This window comes from Vagococcus silagei (assembly GCF_004795745.1).
Taxonomy (GTDB): Bacteria; Bacillota; Bacilli; order Lactobacillales; family Vagococcaceae; genus Vagococcus; species Vagococcus silagei.
In genome coordinates, this window is record NZ_SDGV01000022.1 from 60,094 (window position 1) to 82,930 (window position 22,837).

16 protein-coding genes, 1 tRNA gene and 1 riboswitch are annotated in these 22,837 nt (G+C 34.7%); of the genes, 3 read left to right on the forward strand and 14 right to left on the reverse strand.

All coding sequences use genetic code 11. From position 1 onward, the window contains the following. Nucleotides 1-129: 129 nt before the first annotated feature. Nucleotides 130-693: an energy-coupled thiamine transporter ThiT gene (thiT, locus tag ESZ54_RS09990; RefSeq protein WP_136137532.1), complete on the reverse strand. Its 564-nt coding sequence runs from the start codon at nucleotides 691-693 to the stop codon at nucleotides 130-132. 53 nt (nucleotides 694-746) lie between these two features. Beyond that, a riboswitch (TPP riboswitch) is annotated at nucleotides 747-852 on the reverse strand. 135 nt (nucleotides 853-987) lie between these two features. Between thiT and ESZ54_RS09995 the strand changes: the two genes are divergently transcribed. Together ESZ54_RS09995 and ESZ54_RS10000 are read left to right on the forward strand one after the other, a co-directional pair. After that, entirely contained in the window at nucleotides 988-2,067 is a 1,080-nt protein-coding gene (locus ESZ54_RS09995; RefSeq protein ID WP_136137533.1) for a YibE/F family protein, read from the forward strand. A 13-nt stretch (nucleotides 2,068-2,080) separates the two neighbouring features. Beyond that, nucleotides 2,081-2,836 carry a YibE/F family protein gene (locus ESZ54_RS10000; protein WP_136137534.1) on the forward strand — a complete coding sequence of 252 codons (756 nt, stop codon included), beginning with the start codon at nucleotides 2,081-2,083 and terminating at the stop codon, nucleotides 2,834-2,836. Nucleotides 2,837-2,872: 36 nt separating this feature from the next. On the opposite strand, the gene ESZ54_RS10005 is transcribed toward ESZ54_RS10000, so the two are convergent. The 13 genes from ESZ54_RS10005 to ESZ54_RS10065 form a co-directional block, all read right to left on the reverse strand. Beyond that, nucleotides 2,873-5,101 (reverse strand): coiled-coil domain-containing protein, encoded by a 2,229-nt coding sequence (locus ESZ54_RS10005; protein ID WP_136137535.1) that lies wholly within the window; start codon nucleotides 5,099-5,101, stop codon nucleotides 2,873-2,875. A 284-nt stretch (nucleotides 5,102-5,385) separates the two neighbouring features. Beyond that, the gene (cydC, locus tag ESZ54_RS10010; RefSeq protein ID WP_136137536.1) at nucleotides 5,386-7,140 is read right to left on the reverse strand and encodes a thiol reductant ABC exporter subunit CydC; all 1,755 of its coding nucleotides are present in this window, start codon (nucleotides 7,138-7,140) and stop codon (nucleotides 5,386-5,388) included. Then, the gene (gene cydD / locus ESZ54_RS10015; protein ID WP_136137537.1) at nucleotides 7,140-8,870 is read right to left on the reverse strand and encodes a thiol reductant ABC exporter subunit CydD; all 1,731 of its coding nucleotides are present in this window, start codon (nucleotides 8,868-8,870) and stop codon (nucleotides 7,140-7,142) included. The genes cydC and cydD overlap by 1 nt, the downstream gene beginning before the upstream one ends. A gap of 13 nt (nucleotides 8,871-8,883) precedes the next feature. Then, the gene (gene cydB / locus ESZ54_RS10020; protein WP_136137538.1) at nucleotides 8,884-9,888 is read right to left on the reverse strand and encodes a cytochrome d ubiquinol oxidase subunit II; all 1,005 of its coding nucleotides are present in this window, start codon (nucleotides 9,886-9,888) and stop codon (nucleotides 8,884-8,886) included. 1 nt (nucleotide 9,889) lies between these two features. Then, complete coding sequence (locus ESZ54_RS10025; protein WP_136137539.1) at nucleotides 9,890-11,296, reverse strand: cytochrome ubiquinol oxidase subunit I; 1,407 nt, start codon at nucleotides 11,294-11,296, stop codon at nucleotides 9,890-9,892. Between the two features lie 104 nt (nucleotides 11,297-11,400). Continuing rightward, nucleotides 11,401-12,744, reverse strand: coding sequence for a glutathione-disulfide reductase (gene gor / locus ESZ54_RS10030; RefSeq protein WP_136137540.1), 1,344 nt, complete (start codon nucleotides 12,742-12,744; stop codon nucleotides 11,401-11,403). A gap of 17 nt (nucleotides 12,745-12,761) precedes the next feature. Then, nucleotides 12,762-13,994, reverse strand: coding sequence for a peptidase U32 family protein (locus ESZ54_RS10035; protein WP_162615163.1), 1,233 nt, complete (start codon nucleotides 13,992-13,994; stop codon nucleotides 12,762-12,764). A gap of 10 nt (nucleotides 13,995-14,004) precedes the next feature. Next, on the reverse strand, nucleotides 14,005-14,925 hold the full coding sequence (locus ESZ54_RS10040) for a peptidase U32 family protein (protein ID WP_136137542.1): 921 nt from the start codon (nucleotides 14,923-14,925) through the stop codon (nucleotides 14,005-14,007). Between the two features lie 190 nt (nucleotides 14,926-15,115). Then, a complete protein-coding gene (locus tag ESZ54_RS10045; protein ID WP_136137543.1) occupies nucleotides 15,116-17,569 on the reverse strand; it encodes an ATP-dependent Clp protease ATP-binding subunit in 2,454 nt (817 codons plus the stop codon). Nucleotides 17,570-17,574: 5 nt separating this feature from the next. Beyond that, the gene (locus ESZ54_RS10050; RefSeq protein WP_136137544.1) at nucleotides 17,575-18,042 is read right to left on the reverse strand and encodes a CtsR family transcriptional regulator; all 468 of its coding nucleotides are present in this window, start codon (nucleotides 18,040-18,042) and stop codon (nucleotides 17,575-17,577) included. 135 nt (nucleotides 18,043-18,177) lie between these two features. Further along, nucleotides 18,178-18,251 (reverse strand) — tRNA-Arg (locus ESZ54_RS10055). 1,483 nt (nucleotides 18,252-19,734) lie between these two features. After that, the gene (locus ESZ54_RS10060; protein WP_136137545.1) at nucleotides 19,735-20,592 is read right to left on the reverse strand and encodes a metallophosphoesterase family protein; all 858 of its coding nucleotides are present in this window, start codon (nucleotides 20,590-20,592) and stop codon (nucleotides 19,735-19,737) included. A 32-nt stretch (nucleotides 20,593-20,624) separates the two neighbouring features. Beyond that, nucleotides 20,625-21,368, reverse strand: coding sequence for a hypothetical protein (locus ESZ54_RS10065; protein WP_136137546.1), 744 nt, complete (start codon nucleotides 21,366-21,368; stop codon nucleotides 20,625-20,627). Between the two features lie 386 nt (nucleotides 21,369-21,754). Here ESZ54_RS10065 and ESZ54_RS10070 point away from each other — a divergent pair, with 386 nt between their 5' ends. Then, nucleotides 21,755-22,330 (forward strand): replication protein, encoded by a 576-nt coding sequence (locus ESZ54_RS10070; protein WP_136137547.1) that lies wholly within the window; start codon nucleotides 21,755-21,757, stop codon nucleotides 22,328-22,330. The last annotated feature ends 507 nt before the right edge of the window (nucleotides 22,331-22,837 follow it).

Sequence of the window (22,837 nt, forward strand, 5' to 3'; positions counted from 1 at the left end):
TTAAGAACAGCTCAACTGACTTAACACTTAAAACTCCAAGTATTTATAAGCTTACGACAACTATTTTACCCAAATAGAAAACAGCTCTCTTATATTCCTTCACGGATATAGGAGAGCTGTTTTTTTGATCTAATCTCTTGGTAAAAATAATGCTGGGCTTTTCTTCATTAATAAAATCATCGCAATAATGGTCACAATTCCTGTTAAGATAGCATTAGTACCATTTATCAAAAGCGAATAGGCAACTGGTGATAATCCTGCGATCGCATATTGCCCCCAGAATACAAAGCCGGCAATAAAATGGAAAATATAACGGGCAAGTGTACCGAGCAGGACTGCTTGTACTAAATAGAAGTATAATTGTTTAGCTTTATCATTTTGCAAAGCTGTTTTAATTTTTGAACTGTAAACCCCAGCCAATCCAGCTGCTAAATAAGCAAATACATATTCAATTAAGGCTTGAGGTATTGATAAAATCGTGACTTTACCTAACAGAAAATGTAGGAGCCCCCACGAAAGGCCAGCCACTAGTCCTGGGCCTAAACCACGTCTTAAAGCAAATAATACTAAGGCAATCATACCTAAAGAAACCGAAAAACCAGGGCCAAATTTTACTGGCACAAATGATAAAACCATTGCAAGTGAAGCTGCAATTGCACCTTCAATCCAAATTTTTGTTAATGATGATGACATAAAAAAATCCCCCTTTTATTTTTATTTAGAAATCAAAAATAAAGAGGAATGTTAAATCATTCCATCACAATCCCTACGCTCGTCCTAACGAGATCAGGTTGGAGGGTTTAGAACCTTTACGTTCATTCTCAGCCGGTTAAAGCTCCCCTTTATGATGATGACTAAATTTTATTTTCACTGTCAGCGCCCATTATTGCATTGAAAGCGCTAAATGTCAAACTGAGAACTTAGCACAAGTTGCACCTTCGTTCACACTTCCTTATAATATGAACCAGATACGTTAGGAGGTTAACGATGAAACAAATGTCAAAGCAAAAATTATTCGGAGCCATTTTTTTACTCGCTATTGCTAGTATTTTAACGTTCTGCTCCTTGAACTACTCACTTTATCAGCAAACGATCGCCACTGTTCAAACAGTGCAAACAAAGCAAATAGACGAAAAAAACGATGCTCATTCAAATACGGAAAAGCACTTTTCTCAAAAGTTAGAACTGCTAATTAAAAACGGGACGAAAAAGGGACAAATCATTCAGACTGATTATCAATACTCAGAATCTCAAATCACACATCAAAAAATCAATAAGAATGATGTCCTATTTGTAAAACTATCTGAATCAGATCTCACAATAATCGACTTTAAACGTGATACCCTCTTAATAGTTTTAACCTTTAGTTTTATGATTTTATTATTACTCGTTGCCCACACTAGTGGCATTAGAATGTTCACAAGTACGGTCATCAACGGCATTATTCTAACAGGGATACTACTAACATCTGAAAAATTAGCGGATGGATTATTACTCCCAATCTTTATTGTAATGATTCCTTTAATGATTGCTTTAAGTATGATCATCTCAAATGGATATCATTCAAAAACAAAAGTCACTATTTTAACCAGTATCATTTGCACCTACGCAACTTTTTTCGTAGGCTGGTTAGTCATCACACTATTAAATCATCGTGGTTTACATTATGAAGAGATGGAACTTGTAACAAGGCCACCACACCTCATTTTCTTGACCAGTTTACTCATTGGGTCTCTTGGAGGTGTGATGGATATTGCGATGACAATCTCATCCGCTCTTTTTGAAATCAAAGAACAAAAACCACTGATTTCAAAGAAAGAACTTACACAAGCTGGACAAACAATTGGACAAGAAATATTAGGGCCAATGACAAATATCATGGTTTTTTCTTATTTAAGTGGCGCAATTCCTTTGATTATTATCTTTTTGAAAAACAATATGTCCTTCACTTACACCTTTTCAATTACACTATCCCTTGAAATCACACGTGCTCTCGTTGGCTGTATAGGTATCATCTTGACGATTCCACTCACGATTTATGTATTAACTACAATAATTGAACTATAAGGAGGATTCAGTAATGACCGTTAATTTTGCACTCCTCGTTGTTTTCACAGCTTTAATGTATAAAATTGGCGGAGCACGTGGTATCAGTGCTCTCTGTGCACTCGCTATCAATATCTTTATTATGTTTGTTAGTGTGATCTTGATTCGTAAAGGTTATTCCGTTTTAGCGCTAACTTTTATAACGAGTTTAGCGATTAGTAGCATTAATCTATTTTTCATCAATGGTGTTTCAAAAAACACCAAAGTTGCTTTTATAAGTAGTACTTTTGTAACAGCATTACTTGTCGGACTACTTTTCTTTGCTGTTTATAAAATGCATTTACAGGGTTTACCACTCGAGGAATTAACCGAAATGGATATATACTCTTTAGAAATTGGCACCTCTTATATTTCGATTAGTGTCGCTGTCCTCATTATGAGCGTTATCGGGGCTGTTAATGATGTCGCCATCTCTATAACATCTGCCATGGATGAAGTGAAAAGAAATGCTCCAGAACTAACAAATACACAATGGTACAATTCTGGAATCACTATTGGGAAAGACGTCCTAAGTGCAACACTTAACACACTTATTTTCACCATCGTCGGTGGGCAGCTTGCTGTTTTAATGTGGATTTCTGACCTCAATTACTCGTTCGTACAATTAATTAATAGCAAACTGATTGTGACAGAGTGGGTGAGCCTCCTCATTAGTGGCATTAGCATCACCTTAACTGTGCCAATCACAACCAAATTAATGACCTATACAAAAACGCCAAAAAAGACTTGATATGTGTGTTCCATATCAAGTCTTTTATTATAAATTTTAATCGTCACTACCTGTTAACTCTTCGATATGACGGCTTAATAATGCATAAGCTTTCACTCGATTGTACACATCTTCGCCCATCTTATATTTTCTAGAGAATAATTTCGGTGGTGTCACCATTTCATCTAGATTGCGATAGAAGCGTCCGAAACGACGAACTTTTGGCTCTGCCCATTTTTTGAATTCTTTTTGTTCTTCAGTTTCAAATTCAGCATTGTCCCAACGATCCTTGAAGACATCTAATTGATCTTCATAAACTTCATAGATTTCTTGCGCAACTTTGACACGTTTCGTGCTGTCTAAGTCATCTAATAAATCATCAATTTCATCTTCAATACCATCAGAATGATATTCTAAGATATCGTCGACTTCATCGTATCCATAATCATAGTCATAATCGTAGTCATAATCATAGTCATAATCATAATCATAGTCGTAATCATAATCGTAGTCATAGTCATAATCATAGTCATAATCGTAACTATCATCATCATCGTAATCATCATAGTCATCGTAATCATCTTGTACTTCTTCTTTTGGTGCTGGTTGTTCTTTAACCGGAACTTGAGGGACTTCTTGTTGGACAGGTTGTTGAACAACTTGTTCTACAACAGGTTCTGGTTCCACTTGAACTTGTGGTTGGACCGCTACTTGAGGTGTAGGCGGTACAACTGGTGCTTCAGGAATCACCGGTGCCACATTTTGTTGTGGCATTTGAACAGATGATAGATATGATGGTTCAATACTATCAAAACTTGTTAGTGATGTATGGTATAGCGATGGATCTTCAGTATTTAAATGTTCCATTGTTTGTTGACGTGAAAGTTTTTGATTCAAACGTTTCAATGTTGTCAATTCTTCTTCATACTTCATAGTTTGTTGACGTGCTTTACGATAGTTTTCTTCTAACTGTTCATAATTATTACGCCAGCTTGTTTGCGTTTCTTTTTGAGTTCTTAACATACTGTTTACAAGTTCTTGTTGTTGCGTCAAACGATCCGATAATTGTTCGATTTCTTTTTGTTTTTCAAAAACAAATGTTGAACTTTCTTGTTGAGCTTGTAATTTTGCTTGTTTTTTCTCTTGTTCTAACCAATCTAAGCGCTCTTGCCATTTACTTTGAAGTTGTTGTTTTTCCAATTTAGACTCGCGTAATTCGCCTTCCAAATCGTTAATTTTACTGCGTAACTTCAATTGTTCAGCTTGATAGCCAGATTCGCCTTTTTGTTGACGTTTAATTTCAATTTCCAATGCTTCTTTATCATTCATTAGAGCTTGAATGGTAGCACGTGTTTCAGTTTCAAATAATTTTTTCTCTGTTTCAAGTTGTTTCACTTTTGTCAATTGACGTGAAACCTGTTGATTTGCAGCATTCAATTCTGATTTTAATTGATCCAACAATGCTTGACTTTGTTCAAAAGCACTTTGAATTTCTTTATTTTCAGAAGATAAATGACTCACTTCATTTCTTAATTGAAGAATTTCATTTTGACTAATTTGTCTTTCTTGTTGAAGTTTCAAATCATTTTCTTGATAGTGAATAATATTATTCTTAAGGTTATTATTTTCAGCCGTTAATTGGTCCAACTGAACTGAAAAGTTTTGTTGCAATTGTTGATAATCAGCTTTTAAACTTTCCATATATTGTTCTTGTGTTGATAATTTATATTGTAATTGTTGAACAGCATTTTCACGTTGATACAATTGTTCTTCAACTTTATTCAATTGGAATAATAAATCATCCACATCAGTTAATTTCATTTTACTCAATTGAGATTGTAATTTTTGTAATTCTGCTTGCGTTGAATCCGCCTTTTGTTTCATTTGATACTCTGAATCTTGATATCTTCCGATTGTTGAGCGCAATTCACCTGTTTCAGTCATCAATTGACGGTAACTCGTTTCTTGCTGTGTTTTTTCATTTTGAAGACCAGTAATCGCAATTTCACGTTTTGCTAGTTCTTCGTCCATTTTTCGCATTTGTCTTAATAAATGCGAAATCTGTTCTTGTAATTCCTCTTTTTCACTAAGAACTGACTTTGGTTCAAGTGTAGTTGACATGGAGTCAAAATTTGTGTCCCTAAATTCATAAGGTTGATTAAATTGCGTCTCAGTCAATCGCTGTTTTTTACTTGTCTCATCAACTAGATTATTATTCAGTTGAGATTGTAATTCGTCAGTTTCTAATTGTAGTTTATCTAATTGATTTTTCCAATCTAAATCCATCTTTTTAAAGCCTCCATCTCAACCAGATTCATTACTTAAAATTTTATCTGATTTCTCATTTTTTACTCCACAATATATACATAAGCGGTCGTTAAACTAACTCCAATAGTTCAATTATTGAATAACAAACCAACCCTCTTATTTCTATTTTTATTCATCAAAATAACAGTAAACAAGTCTATTTTATCTTCAATCATATTAATGATACTCTTTTTTACTTAATATGTAAAGTTTATAAACAAACAAAAAAGACACCATTCAATAACGATGTCTATAAAAAACTTTTATTCATACGTGTCTAATTGATACAAATGTTGATAATAATGGTTCTCACGCTTCAATTCTGCTGGTTTTCCATCAATTTTTATTTTTCCATTTTCTAGAAAAATTACTCGATCTGCATGATCAATTCCAACTAAATGATGCGTAATCCAAATAATTGTTTTTCCTTTTAAGGTAACAAAGATTGTCTCTAATAATTTTTTTTCAGTGATCGGATCTAGTCCGATTGTCGGTTCATCAATGATAACAATTGGCACATTTTGTAGTAAAATTCTTGCAAGCGCTATCCGTTGCTGTTCGCCACCAGAGAATCGCTTGCCGTTTTCTTCAACTAACGTTTCCAGTCCTTCTGGTAAGCGATCAATTACTTCTTTTAAGCCTGCTAAACAAGCAGCATGATAAACTTCTTCATCCGTTGCTTCAAGGTTCCCTAAGCGAATATTATTTAGCATATTGGTGTTAAATAAATGTGGTTTTTGATTTAAGACACCAATAAATTCAGATTGACGTCCCACAAAATCATAAATTGACATCTCTCCAATTTCAATTGAGCCTTTTGTAGCTGTTAAATCGCCACGAAGTAATTGAGTCAGTGTTGTTTTTCCCATGCCACTCTTGCCTAGAATCGCCAAAATTTGACCTTCTGGAATTGTAAGAGAAAAATCGTTCAAAATAAAACGTTGTCCTTCATGATATTGAAAATTGACATCCTTAAATTGAATAATCGTATTTTTGGGACTAAGTAATTCTTCACCACTTTGGTTTACATTGTCTTCAATTCTTGGTAGTTGATCTAAGCGACGCACAGTATCCTCGTACATTGGTAATTCACGCATTGAATCACTGATTGGCGCAAAAGCATCAATCAATGGGAAGAAAGACAATACAAACGCTGCTATCCAATTCAACGCCGCTTGATTACCAAAACCAGCAAAATAATTTCCTGCCCAAACAAAAAGAGCGACCACGACTAAACCAAATAGAAACTGTTTAACCAGACTTTCAAAACGCGTATAACGATTTAAACGCTCATCTTCAGTTCTAACTTTTTGTTCTGCTGCATTATATTGCGTTAAAAACTCTCCTTCGCGACCACTATATTGCCAATCGCCAACTCCTAACACAGCATCTGTTAAATCGTTGTACAAAGTATGGCGTAACTCTTTACGACGATACACGCGCGCACGATTTACAGTTAACGATAACAATGGTAGAAAGATTAAAAAACTACTCATTAGAAGCAACATTATTAAAGCAAAAGGCAACGAGAAGAAACCTAGTGCAATCACGATTATTGTATATAATAAAAATGAAATAACGGTTGGGAAAATTGTCCGCAAGTATAGATTTTGAATATGATCAATATCCTCAGCTAACATTCCTAGTAGGCTGCCGCTTTGATAACCTTTAGTTTGTTTTTGCGTATCTTTTTCAAGCGCTTGGTACAATTTTAAACGGATATCCGAAGTCATCCTCAATACCCAGTTATGGCTACCTAAACGCTCAATATAACGAAAAGTAGGCCTTGCGATTCCGAATGCACGCGTTAAAACGATTGGCACATAGACTAAAAGAATACTTTCGGGTTTGGTAGCGGATTTACTAATTAAATAGCCTGAAGTAAACATTAATGCACCAGCAGAGAAGAAAGTTAGGACACCTAAAAATAAAACTAATGCTAATAATTTTTTGTACTTTTTAAAATACGGGCGCACCCAATAATCATTTTTTGAAAGTAGTAAATGTGATTGTTTCATTAGCCCTCTCCCTTCAGCTCATTAACGAAGGCCATGTAAGCACCTTGTTTCGCTCTTAATTCTGCATAAGTACCTTGTTCAACAATTCTACCTTCTTCCATCACAATGATATAGTCCATCTCACGCATCCAATGTAAACGATGTGTTGCAAAAAAGACTAAACGATTGTCAAAAAGTGGTAACATTGTTTCTTTAAGCTCAGCTTCTGTTTCAACATCCAAGTGAGCTGTTGGTTCATCAAATAATAAAATATTACGTTCATCATCTAAAAAGGCCCGTGCCAATGCAATTCTTTGGAATTGGCCACCACTTAAATTATGCCCGCCTTCACCAATAAGTGTCTCAATACCATTAGGAAGTTCGGCAACTAATTCAGTTAACCCCGCTCGTTCAATTGCTCGTTCTACCAACTCTAAGCTTGCATTAGGTTGATAAAATGAGACATTTTCTCGCAAACTAGCATGGAAAACATATGGATCCTGAGGGACATATAAGACTTTATCTTGCCAATCTTTTGAATTTAAATGAGAGACTTGTTGCTCGTTAATCATCATTGAAGGTGTTGTACTCTCTAGGAAACCGCCTAACAATTTAATCAATGTTGATTTACCCGATCCTGATAAACCGACGACGCCAATTTTTCCTGAGCCCTGCCACCTAAAATCAAGTTGATCTAGTGTCGGATGAGTTGCTGTTGAATCATACTTAACTGAAGTTTGCTTTAAAGTTAGTGAGTCTGACTCACGCCAATTTTTTTCTAGCGAAAGTCCTTCTTGTGCCACAAATTCTTCCTCATCTAAAATACTGAAAATTGATTTTAGCGTATTACCACCATCTAATGTTGCATGATAGTCACTCGAAAAGTCACGTAATGGTAAGAAGAAATCGGGAGCCAAAACTAAAACTGTTAAAGCTGGAGCAAGTAAAATGTCACCTTCCAATAATTTTAGACCTAAAAATACAGCAACAACTGCTACTGAAAGTGTTGTAAAAAAATCTAAAGCAAAAGTTGATAAAATGGCCACCTTCAATGTACTCATTGTCGCTTTACGATAGTCTTCGCTCACTTCAAAAACATTTTTTTCATAACGTTTACTTAGGCCTAGAAATTTTAATGTTTCAATGCCCCTTAAAGAATCTAAAAAATGATTACTTAAGCGTTGATAACCCTCATATTGGCGGTCTGCTTTAGCGCGTGCTGCGTAGCCTAAAATAATCATAAAAATAATGATAATTGGAAAAACTAAAAGTAAGACTACACCTGACCGAACATCTTCAAAAAAAACAAAAAGTAAAATCACCCAGGGGATGACCATCATGTTTGTTAATTTAGGCAAAATTAAGGTTAAATAATTTTCAATTTGAGCGACGCCCTCGATAGCCATTGTCACCATATTACCAGTACCCTGCTTTTGGACAAAATTAGGGCCTAGTCTAAATACTTTCGCTAACAATTCTTGCCTTAAAATTTTCGCTTGTTCGTAAGCATACGAATCTAAAAGTTTATCTCTCATAAAGATGAGTACTTGCCTTAAAAAGAAGCAAACAAAAAACAATACCACTCTCTTTAATTGAGAAGATACTGTTGCACCATTCCAAACTGCACTTATTCCTCTTGAGAGGAAATAGGCCTGTCCAATAATTAATAAAGCTTGCAGGATACCTAACCCTGCAAGCCCTATTAAGATTGGCCTAATTTTATTAATTCGAAATAATTTCTTATCAATCAATTAGGTCATCTCCTTATCTACTAACATGAATACGTTTTGAGAAGACGTAATAACTCCAGCCTTGGTAAGCCAAGACAAATGGTAAAATACAGATCGTTACAATAGTCATTGTTTTAAGTGTATATGGTGAGTTTGCAGCTTGTTCAATTAAAATGCTCATTGACGCATCGTTTGCAATCATCACTCGTGGAAATAGTCCATTAAAGATAAAGACAACAATGCCAACTAGAACTAATCCTGTCGCTAAGAAAGAAAGTAATTCCTTATCTTTATAGGCACCATACGCAGACAATCCTGCAAAGGCAACAATTAAAATTAAGATAATCAATGAACTTACAAATCTTAATTCAAAGAAATCAGTTTTAATGAAGGCAAGGATTGCAAAAACAATTAAACCAGCAAACAATACTGGATATAATTTTTTAGCCAAAGCTTGTGAACGTTCGCGAACATTACCAGCTGTTTTAAGACGAAGATAATTCAAACCATGCAAGAAACAAATTAATGTTACAGCAACTCCTCCAACAATTGAGAAGAGGTTGACATAGTCGCCAAAACCAGCTGTTAAAATATTTTTATTTTCAGCAATTGGCATACCTTGAATGACGTCAATAAAAATCATACCGAAAAAGAATGGCGGTAAAATACTACCCACAAACATTGTCCATTCCCAAATATTACGTTCACGCGCATTTTTAGCATGTGCTCTAAATTCGAATGAGACACCACGTAAAATCAAACCAACTAATACCATTAATAACATAATGTAGAATCCACTAAACAGTGTCGCATACCAGTGTGGAAATGATGCAAACATCGCACCACCTGCTGTAATCAACCACACTTCATTACCGTCCCAAACGGGTCCAATTGATTCAATGACTTGATCACGTTCACGTTTGTTACGCGCGATTAACTTAACTGCCATTCCAACACCAAAGTCAAATCCTTCTAAAAAGAAGAATCCTGAGAATAAAACACCAATGATGATAAACCATAAAAGTTCTAAGGTTGACATTTTAGAAAACCTCCTTCGCAAATGGATCGATACCATCTTTTTTAGCTTCAGATTGATCCACATAGTAAGGGCCTTTGGCTATAGCTCGTTTAGATTTTACAACCATTACAAAGCCTAAGACAGCGAATAAACCGAAGTAAATAATATTACTAAATAGTAAGTTTCCAGCTGTTACACCTGGAGATACACTATCTGCAATTGTAAACAGACCATATACAGTCCAAGGTGCACGCCCTAGTTCTGTAATCAACCAACCTGTTGTATTTGAAATGAATGGGAAGAAAATTCCTGCTGTAAACAGAATAAGCAGCCAATTCATTTTTTCTAATTTATTATTTTTCAGTAAGAACAAGCCGACCACAGCCATAAGTGCCATTAAAGTTCCAAAGCCAGCCATAAAACGGAAGCCCCAGAATAATGTTTTAACTGGTACATAATAGTCCATGTCCTTACCAAATTGTTTATCATGTTCTTTGTGTAAATCTTTATTTACATTGTCCATTCCTTTATAACTATCTTGTCCACCAAGTAAAGTCAGCAAATATGGCACTTCAATTGCCCAATCTGTTTTCTTATTCTTAGTATCAATTCCTGAAATAATCGTCCACGGAGCAGGAGATTCGGTATCTTCATAAATACCTTCCATTGCCGCAAATTTCATTGGATGATCTTTAGCAACCATGTTCATTTGATAGTGACCTGCACCCATAGTTAAGATTGAACCTACTAACCCTAAAATCAAACCAAATTTAATTGATTTTCTGAAGAACGGTAAATCTTTTTTCTTCATCATCATCCATGCTGAAGAACCTGCAATCACAAATCCTCCTGTTACAAGTGCACCAAAAATCACGTGTGGGAACTCTGCCCATAATTGATGATTTTTTAGTAAGCCTGAAAAACTAGTTAAAATGGCACGATTACCTTCAACGTCAATTTCGTAAGCCACTGGATTTTGCATAAATGCATTTGCTGCTAAAATCCATAGTGCTGAAATTGTTGAACCAATTGCAACTAACCAAATACAAAGCAAATGTAATTTTTTACTAAATTTGTCCCAACCAAACATCCATAAACCAATAAAAGTTGATTCAAGGAAAAAGGCCAACAACGCTTCAACCGCTAATGGTGCACCAAAAATATCTCCCATAAAACGAGAGTACTCAGACCAGTTCATTCCAAATTGAAACTCTTGAATAATCCCTGTTACAACACCAACAGCAAAACTTAGTAAAAAGATTTTGCTCCAAAACTTGGTCATATCTTTGTAGATTTCATCTTTTTTAACGACGTACAATGTTTCCATAATGGCAATAGCAATACCTAAACCAATTGATAATGGCACAAAGAAAAAGTGAAAAACTGTTGTCATACCAAATTGAAATCTAGCAAGTGATAAAATATCCATTGTATTTCCTCCTTTATTATTATATTAACAAACTAATTATACCCCAATCGGACTTCTGTTTCAAAAACTAATTAATAATTATCAGTTGATAATCATTATTGTTATTAGCGCATTGTCACAAACTCTTCCGCACTCGTTGGGTGGATCGCGACCGTATTATCAAAATCAGCTTTTGTTGCACCCATTTTGATTGCGACAGCAAAACCTTGTAACATTTCATCCATCCCTAAACCAATCCCGTGTAGACCAACAATTTTTTCATCCTTACCAATACAAACTAACTTCATCTCACATTTACCACGTTCTTCCGTAATCGCATAGTACATTGGTGTGAAGCGAGACGTGTAAATTTTAACCTCGTCACCGAATTCTTCACGCGCTTCTTTTTCCGTTAAACCAATTGTTCCGATTGTCGGATGAGAGAAAACGACCGTTGGGATATATTGATACTCTAGTTTTAAATCTGTTTGACCATTAAATAATCTTTCAGATAGGCGACGTCCAGCAGCAATCGCAACCGGTGTTAAATTCACTTTATCAATCACATCACCAACAGCATAAATACCTTTTTGTGTCGTATTTTGATAAGCATCAACTTTAATTGCACCACATTCAGTTAATTCGACTGTTGTTGCAGCTAAATTTAAATGATCGACAAAAGGTTCGCGGCCAATCGCCCAAATAATTTCTTCAACTACTAATTTTTGACCATTTTCAAAAGTTAGAACATAGCCATCAGTTTCTTTTTCAACTTTTTTAGGAATTGAATTTGAATGCATTTGTATACCTTGTTTCGTATACATCGAAACAACAGCTTCCGACAGCATCTCATCAAAACTACGCAAAACAGTTTCTTTCCGGTATGCTAAATGAGTCTCAACACCCAAGCCATTCATCACACCAGCAATTTCAACCGCAATATAGCCAGCACCAATGACTGCTACCGATTTAGGCAATGTTTCCATTTCAAAGAAACCATTTGAGTCTAAACCATATTGATTGCCTTCAATTTCCGGACGGACAATACGACCACCACTCGCAATCAAAATATGTGGTGCTTGATAAGTTTTTCCATTCACTTCTACTTCATGTTCGCCAACAAATTTTGCAAAACCTTTGATGACCGTCACGCCATTTGAATCTAAGCCATTTTGATATAGACCGTGCAAGCGATCAATATATGTGTCACGACGTTTTTTAAAACTCGTAAAGTCTTCGTTTACACCTTCTACCTCAAGTCCATATGCCGCTGCATCGCGAGTAATCATTTGCTTCATTTCTGCCGCTTGCCACATCACTTTTTTAGGCACACAACCCACATTGACACAGGTTCCACCTAATTCTTTTCCTTCAATAAGTAATACTTTAGCACCGTGCATTCCAGCGCGATTAGCTGAGGCAATCCCGCCGCTGCCACCGCCTATTACAATATAATCAAATAGTTGCACTATTAACACGCTCCCTATTATTTTTTCTTACGCATCATATCTCCAGGTTCTACTGGTTGTTCTACAGGCATTTTAACAATCATCATCGCATTTGGTGCTTTCTCAATTGCCTCATCATCTTCATTCCACATTTCAGTCAACGTCTGATTAAAATGTTTAAATCCAGGCCCATAAAATTCAACTTCATCACCTAAACGGAAATGATTACGTTGTTGAATGGTAGCAATTTTAGTCTCAGCATCATAAGCCAAGACTTCGCCAATAAATTTAAAGACTGGAATTTTACGACGCTTACCAAAAAGTTGTTCTTCCTCTGAAGGCGTTTGATAATAAAAACCTGTCGCTAACTCACGTTGCGCTACTTTCCACAATTCATCAATCCATTCTTGTTTGCAAACATAGTTTTCTGGATCTTCCATATAACTATCAACAGCGGCCTTATATACATTTGCTACCGTTGAAACATAGTGAATTGACTTCATGCGACCCTCAATTTTAAAGCTATCCACACCATTTTGAATCAAATCCGGGATATGCTCAATCATTGACATATCGACAGCACTCATTGAAAATGGTTCACTTACTTCACCCGTATCAGTTAAGCTACGCGCTTCCTCACCAAAAGGTAAGTCAAACAAACCATATTTCCAACGACAAGATTGTGAACAGCCGCCACGGTTAGCATCTCGTTGTGACATATGATTCGACAAAGTACAACGGCCAGAGTAAGAGATACACATCGCGCCATGGATAAAGGCTTCAATTTCAATATCAGTATTTTCTCTAATAACGGCAACCTCTTCCATTGAAACTTCACGACCCAATACAACGCGTTCAAGCCCTTCTTTTTTCCAAAATTCTAGTGTTTCAAAGTTAGTCGCTGATGATTGAGTTGATAAGTGAACAGGCAAGCCTGGCGCCTCTGTAATACAAATTTCAATCAATGCTGGGTCTGACACAATAACAGCATTGATGCCGACATCTCTTAACTGACGGAAAAATTCGCCAGCCCCTTTTGCATCTCCTTCATGTGTTACCATATTTGCAGCCACATGGATATGCGCACCATATTCGCGCGCAAAAGCCACGGCTTCTTCCATTTCTTCATAAGTAAAATTTCCAGCACGACTACGAAGTCCAAATGCATTTCCACCAATGTAAACAGCATCGGCACCATAACGAATTGCAACTTTTAATTTTTCCAAGGTACCAGCTGGTGCTAATATTTCTGGTCTTTTTAATGTTGTCATCTTGTATCTCCTATCTAATTTCATCCGGATTTAAATAATAAAATCCTTGATCGAGTCCTCTGTTTTTCGGATGTAAAGCATGAATTACTTCATTTGCTTTTTCAGCATCAACTACTGACCACTCATTATTCATAATTTTATTCTTGGCGATGATAAACTGCTCCGCAATCTTAACAAAATCATCACCTGGCGTATAAATACCATCTAATTTCCAAGTATTTAAGCCGACAGAATGCACTTCAGCTAACTCTAACATCATATTAATATCATTCGTTTGGAAAATATGTGTACCTTGACGATCCTCAAAAATTGAATAATGGCTATCTTCATCTTTAGGTTCCGTAATAAATAGATTTTGCTCTTTATCAACTGGTTGATCCGTTTTGATAAATGAAAAGTAATTTTCTAGCAACGGACGTTTCGATTGATGAATACAAGTTGCTCCATAAACTAAAAATTCAGTTGGAATCGTCGCATCACGACTTAATAATTCAAGCTCTTTAAAAGGAATTTCACGTGCTAAAACGGCTCCGCTTGCACCACGTTTCGCCCAAAAATTAATTTGACGCGAACTAGTCACAGTTGTCCCAGTATCATAAATATATGGTAAATGATAACCATCTCGTTGTAAGACAAAAATCACGCCTGCATCACCCACGATAATTTCATCGACACCAATTTCTTCAAGAAAAGCTAAATATTCAGGCATCCCTTCCATATCCTCAGGGTGCATAATCGCATTAACCGAGACACGTGCTTTCTTACCATATTCGTGAATTAACGTCACCAAATCATGCATTTCTTCTCGAGAAAAATAACGAGGTAAACGTAATCCGTATCGTTCTTCACCAAAATACAAGCCGTCGATACCCAAATCTAATAATTGTTTTGCTTGTTCAGTTGATTCTATTGTTGCAATAATTTCAATCACACTTAGTTTCCTCCAAATCATTCATTTCACATGTCCTTTGACATTCATAATCCTAACACAGCCTACCTTATTTATAAAGAATCTAATCTATTTTTATTAGACTTCCATCATAAGATAAACCCACGAATAATCAGGTATTTGATCATCCGCAGGTTTCAACTTATTATTAATGAATACTATTATAGATAGACTATTTAACAATTAATGTAATTTTACCTTTCGTTGCACCCAGAGTGACTTTGTCGCCAGATTTTATTTCCTGACTTAATAAAGCCTCACTCAATAAATCTTCCGCTTCTTTTTGCAAAGCACGACGAATTGGACGCGCACCATATTCTGGATCAAAGCCAACTTTACTAATCACTTCAATTGCAGCTGGTGTAAATTTCAGCGTAATGTCTTGTTCTTCCAGTCGTTTGACTAAAGAAACACTCATTAGTTTCACAATTTCATTGATTTCTTTCTTAGACAATGAATGGAAGACAATTGTTTCATCCACACGGTTTAAAAATTCAGGTCGGAACGATTTTTTCAATTCCTCTAAAATACGTTTTTTCATTGCATCATAGTTCTTAGTCTCATCAACTGAAGCAAAACCAACTGTTTTTTCATCACGTAAAGCCGTTGCACCAATATTTGACGTCATAATTAAAATTGTATTTTTAAAATCAACTTTACGACCTTTAGAGTCAGTCAGATGACCGTCATCTAAAACTTGTAATAATATATTGAAAACATCTGGATGAGCTTTTTCAACTTCATCTAAAAGAATCACTGAATAAGGTTTTTGACGAATCTTTTCAGTTAATTGACCACCTTCATCATAGCCAACATATCCTGGAGGAGACCCTACCAAACGACTCGTGCTATGTTTTTCCATAAATTCAGACATATCAATTCGAATTAAAGCATCTTCAGAACCAAACATGATTTCAGCAATTGTCTTAGCTAATTCTGTTTTACCAACACCTGTTGGTCCTAAGAACATAAATGAACCAATTGGTCGATTTGGATCTTTCAAACCACTTCGCGCACGGCGAATCGCTTTAGAAACAGCAACTACTGCTTCATCTTGTCCAATCACACGTTCATGCAAGGTTTTCTCTAAGTCTAATAAGCGTTCACTTTCTTTTTTAGCTAATTTATCTAGCGGAATACCCGTCCATTGGGCAACAATTGATGTAATCGCCTGTTCAGTCACTTGAATTTGTTTGCCACTCTCAGCTTCCTTATCAATCAAGCGGCGTAAACGGCGTACAGCTTCTTTTTCTTTTTTACGAATTGCAGCTGCACTCATAAAATCTTGATCTAGAATAGCTTGTTCTTTCTCATCAGTTAATCTCGCTAATTTTTGTTTTTGGATTGAAATGGGTGTCTCTTGATTTGCAGCATCTAAACGAACTCGCGCAGATGCTTCATCAATTAAATCAATCGCTTTATCTGGCAGTTTACGGTCAGAAATATAGCGCATTGATAAATTAACAGCACTAACAATCGCTTCATCCGTAATATCAACATGATGATGATCTTCATAACGTTGACGTAAACCATAAAGGATTGCTTCTGTTTCCTCAGCATTAGGTTCATCAACTTGAACTTTTGCAAAACGACGTTCTAAAGCAGCATCTTTTTCGATATACTTTTGGTATTCGTCAAGCGTTGTTGCTCCAATAGTTTGTAGCTCACCACGTGCTAAAGCTGGTTTCAATATATTTGACGCATCTATCGCACCTTCTGCACCACCAGCACCAATTAAAGTATGCAATTCATCAATAAATAAGATAACTTCGCCATCATGATAAATTTCATCTAATAATTTTTTCATACGTCCTTCAAATTCACCACGATACTTAGTTCCGGCAATCACTGCTCCCATATCAAGCATCATTAATCTTTTTTTAGCTAAGTCTTCTGGAACTGTTCCCGAAATAATCTTTTGAGCCAGTCCTTCAGCAATCGCAGTTTTCCCCACACCTGGATCTCCAACTAAAACAGGATTATTTTTTGTTCGACGACTCAAAATTTGGATTAAACGATTCACTTCAACTTCTCGACCCACTAAAGGATCTAATTTTTTTTCACGCGCTAACTCTGTTAAATCGCGAGCCAAAGAGTTCAATGTTGGTGTCTGCTCCATAGATGCTGCAGGTTGCTTGTTACCTGGTACCTTTTTCATTCCAGGTTTAACAGAGGGATCAATTAATCCCATTCTTTCCAACACAACTTGTTTTAACTCACTTAAATCAACATTCATACTGTCAGATATCAATTTACCCGCTAATGATTCATCATCACGAATAATTGCTAATAAAATATGCTCTGTACCAATACTTGGATTACCAAGTTTTTTTGCTTCATCGCCAGCTAACTTAATTAAACGTTTTGCTCTAGGGGAAAACGGTAATTGTTGATCTTTTTTAATTCTAAAAGTTTGTTCATAATTTGTCATGATAATTAACTCATCACGAACTGTATTTGGATCAATTTCCAACTCTTCAAATATCTTGCCAGCAATGCCTTTATTCTCTCTCATTAATCCCAATAAGATATGTTCTGTACCAATCATATCTTGCTTAAAGGAAATTGCTTCTTCTTGTGCATATTTCAAAGCACTTTTTGTACGTGTACTAAATAATTCTTTCATACATTTCACTCCAGTTCTTCGTAGGCCAGTCTTTCTAAAAGCCCCATCATCATTTGAGAACGTAATTTATTTAAATCTTCACAGGTTGATAAATTTTTTGTATCAAAGATTGTCACCAACAATCTAAATTCACGAGCTGAAATTAAATTATTTCCGTAAAGCTGCTCTAGAATCGCATGGGCTTCACTTTCAGTTAAATCAGACTCGATAACTTCTGACATTGTTTCTAAATAATCATTACTAGTTAATAAATTTATTTTTAAAATTCGGATATAGCCTCCACCCCCACGTTTACTTTCAACTTTATATCCTTTGTGTATCGTAAACCGTGTATTGATTACATAATTAATTTGGGATGGCACACAATTAAATAAATCCGCCATTTCAGATCGTCGAATTTCAATTTGGTTTTTCTGATCTAGAATCTCTTTTAGATAGGATTCGATAATATCAGACATATTCCGATTATCCATTATCACACCACCTCTTATTGACTATATCTGACCTTAATTATAACAGATATACTAAAGATAAATACAGTAATACGAATTATCGGCCAAATAAAAAAATGAGTTAGAGATTTACTCTAACTCACTATCTTTTATTTACGCGCCCAAGAGGAGTCGAACCCCTAACCTTCTGATCCGTAGTCAGACACTCTATCCAGTTGAGCTATGGGCGCTATTGATGACTACCAATAAATCATATCACTTCTCTTAAGTATTGTCTACATATTTATTTTTAAAAATGCAAAAATATGTAAATTTTACCATTAATCCTGGATAAAATTACATAATATTCATTATTTGACTAAAAATATGCAATTATTCATCATATTATATATATAAAAGTGGACCAGTACAACAGATTAGATTTGAAACATAAAAAAACGAATACTTTTTGTATTCGTTTCATTACTTGACTTGAATTATGCCGAGGACCGGAATCGAACCGGTACGGAGATCACTCTCCGCAGGATTTTAAGTCCTAGGTTTTATCTATGTTTGGTATTGTTTTAGAGCAAAAAAAATAGATTAAACTAGTTTTATGCAATTTCAACAGCTTTAAACTCTACTATTTTGGTTATCGCAAGGATATCCCTAGTAAATAAAAGCCTTATACCATTATTGTCTGCTTAAATCATTTCACAGACACTCAATTACTACTAATGAATCATACCACTTTGCACAGACCTTGTCTAGTTAAAATTAACATACATATACATTTATTTTATTCAGATGTTTTCAGACCCTATCTAGTTGTAGTAATAAATAGTAAACAGTATTTTTCTCCACCATCATAATCTTATTAGATAGGTTTTTCCATTATCTAGATTATTCATTAGACTTTGATTACATTGGGGTACTTATTATCAAATGACTACTTTTATCTTAGCAAGTCACTTTTTACTATATATTATAGTAGGAATCTCTCTTTATTTCATAGTATTCACTTAAACTGCCTACAATTACCCATAGATAGCCACCTAAAAAATATCTTCTCTATTTGTATCCTCTTATCAGTTCGACACTACTCATATACATTTTCAAGCTCTTCCTATTTCATCTGTTTTTCATCTTCATCAGTTCTATGATGAAAAATACAAACTACAAAATCATCTTTTTAAAGATGAAATTTTGACCAACCACACACACTTTTTATTCACTTTCCTTATCAGATTGCTACATTTCAGAAAAAATGTGTGTGGTTAGCTCATATTTTATCAATTATGTTCCTCACGATATTTTTCATCTTACACTTCAAATAAAATGAAATTTAATTACTCTCTTTAACCTAAATAAGTTAACTAAGACATTAAAACTATCCATCTCTATAAAATTTAAAGTTAGATAGTACTATCAAGCATAAATAGAGAATCCATACACTTCTAAAGAAAAATCAACTGTCTTACAATCACACTGGCTATCTAATCTGATTTCTAATTAATAATCAGCTCACAGTACATTAGCTAAGCTGATCTCATCACAAAGTGACTTAATATTATCTTGATATTTTCATTTTATTAATTTGAATGTACTTTTTTAAGTTCTTTTCAAATAAAATAAATCTGTACAAATAAAACTTTTCTACTTAATTCAATTTTTAATCCTAACTATTCAATAGTAACTTAGATAATAAAATTCTACTCCTTATCTTGAATAAACTTACCCATTTGATTGTTCGTATTGTAAATAAGTAATGACCTCTTCCTTATACCCATACTCTTTATTTATCTTTGAAAGAAACTCTAAATCATGAGTTCGAGTTGTTCCTTTAGCAAGTGTCTCTTTATAGACTTGAAGATAAGGTAAATTAATTTCTTTTGATCTTTTTAATTCTTTCGCTACATCATACTTAACTTGTTTGAAATTCACTTCTAAAGCACCATCAACATCTATCTCTAAGATTGCATAATGAGCATAACCTGCTTGTCTCAAACTCTTTCTATGATTAAAAGGATATCCTATTGATCCTGGATTAATTATCAACTGTTCAGAACTACTATATCTCATTAACTGATGGTGAATATGACCATACACTGCAACATCTGTCGTTTCAGATACAAACAAACTATCAAATCCTTCTTGTTCGGCTGTTGGGTATAGCGCTCCACCAAAGTTCTTGTCAGGTAGGTTATGAGAGATACTAAATTTCAAACCATTAACCGTCTTCGTTTCACACATTGGTCTCATTTCAAGTTGTTTAAGATTTTCTTCTGTTAACCTACTAAGTAAATTCATACCTAATCTAGTAACATAGACATCCGAAGCATCCTCTACATCAATATCGTCTTTTTGATTTAGAACAACTAATAATAAATCATCCCAATTTCCTTTCACCCAAACAGAAGGGTTCAGTGAATTAAGTAATTCAAATATTTCTGAAGCTCCTCCTCCATGCATTAAAACATCTCCTAATACCCAATAATCCGTGGCTTCTAATCCTTTAGAATCCGCAATAACTGCTTCTAATGCAGTAAGATTTCCATGGATATCTGAAAATAGAGCTATTTTTTGCTTCATAGTTCTTCTCTCCTTTATTACATAATAATTCTTCATATAGTTAAGTCTTTAAAATCGCCTCTATTCCACAACCATAGTGGTGTATGAATATCTATTGGTTTATATTCTGTGTTTTTAAAAACTTCTTCCCATCTATTAGCAACAATTTCTTGAACTTTAGAACTGTTATACTCGCTTTCATTAATTAAGTTCAACTTCAAACTAGCTTGAATGACATTAGTATCTGGTGCTACAGAAATATTCTCTTTATCAACAATTAATAAATCAGTGTATTGCCCCATAACATATAACCAATAGTTCATTATCTTATTGCCAGATAAATAAGGAAACTCCTTTTTATGATTTAACATGTACTCTTTTACTTGTTTAGCTGAATCATTATTTTCTTTAAAAATATTCCTAACATCTCCATCAAAGCTTTCAACAAATGTCATGCATAACCTTCTCCAAATTTCGGGTTGCTTATTCTTTTGAAGGGCAACCTTATATTTCAATAGAGATTCTCTAAGTTGCTCTTCACTCATATCAATAACTTGATATGGATCAAAAACATCTCGTGTATCTTTGTCTTTAGCTGTTTCATATGCACTTTCCCACAATTTATAAGAATTCCTTTGATAGTTTAGAGCCATGGGTAATGTGAAATACAAATAATTTTCTTTACTGCTAATATCATATTTAGGGTTTTTATCTTCTGGCATCCACTCTCCACCAAGTTCCCCAGATTTATACAATTCCATAAGAAGTATTGCTTTTTCAAGTACAGTTTTATCCATTTTTTAACCTACCTTTTATTACAATTTTACACTAATAATAAACACATTTGTAAATTATTTTATATTATCATTTCTTAAATACGCTATTCTTATTACTCATATTCAAAAAAGAAGTTAAATGTTTAGCTCTAACTTTTTTAGATGCTTGATACTTCGAAAGAAAATTTTCATACCTAAAAATTAAACTTATTTTGCTGATACCACTTATAGCAACCTAGATTATTTACACATACCTTCTTCTAAAACGAGGTGTTTCAGATGTTTTAAAGCTTATCAAAACCTTGATACAGACACCTTAGAGGTACGTTGACAAAAACCTACTATCAATAAAGAATGAGTATACAGCAAAGTTGCACCATTAAACTAAAAAGAAAGAAGGAAATACTATGACAACAAAAGCACCTAGAAAAGATACAAGAAACAGAAATTGGATGATATTAGTTTATCCTGAAAGCACACGAGAAGATTGGAAAGAGACTCTTAATGATTTGATGATTCCTTGGGCTTGTAGCCCTCTACATGACAAAGATACTGATGATAACGGGGAATTAAAGAAACCACATTACCATTGTTTGTTAGCATTCACCAATAAAAAATCCTATCAACAAGTTCTCTCTATTGCTAAGAAACTTTCTGCACCAAACCCAAAACAATGTGAGAACGTTAAAGGGCTAATTCGATACTTTGCACACTTAGACCACCCAGAAAAACAGCAATACGACGTAAACCAAATAGTTGGTTATTTTGGATTTGATACGACCTATTACTTGCAAGCAACCGTTGCAGAAAAGCATAACGCACAGAGAGAGATTAGACAATTTATTACAGAAAATCACATTACTGAGCTTGTGTCTTTGTATGCCTATACAGACAAACACCGTCCTGATTGGAGCAGTGTTATTAATAGTCAGACATACTCTATCAATAAGTACATTGAAAGCACTAGATATAGTAACAAATGAGCCAATTGTACTACGACCCCCTTTAGGGTCACTGGTCACACTTATTATTCCCTGTACTACAGTTGTACCAAGCGTTTGAGTTGATTTACTAAGAAAATATCGTGCTTTATCTTTTTTAGTGACCTCTTTGACAAACAGATGACCTCGAAAAATCACTTATTTACTTTAATTCAGACCTATACAACAACTAACAAGGTTATAGAGGTAGGAATAGGCTTTATTAATTTCAGAGGGATTTATTTAATCTAATCATTAATTAAGGTAATCGGTTAAGCAATATTCCGGCTATTTTTCATTTTGCTTCCTTGATATCATTTGAGATAACCTACTCCATGAAAGAGTACAGGTAAAAGTGATTACATATAAGACTTACGTCATTTGAACTAACTTCTTTGTGAGAACGTATAACAATATTCAAGGAAAATTTCTTTAATCCATTAAAAACAACAGATAGACTTTGACACAAGCAAGATGTAACGACGTATAACACTATTCAAATCTTACTTG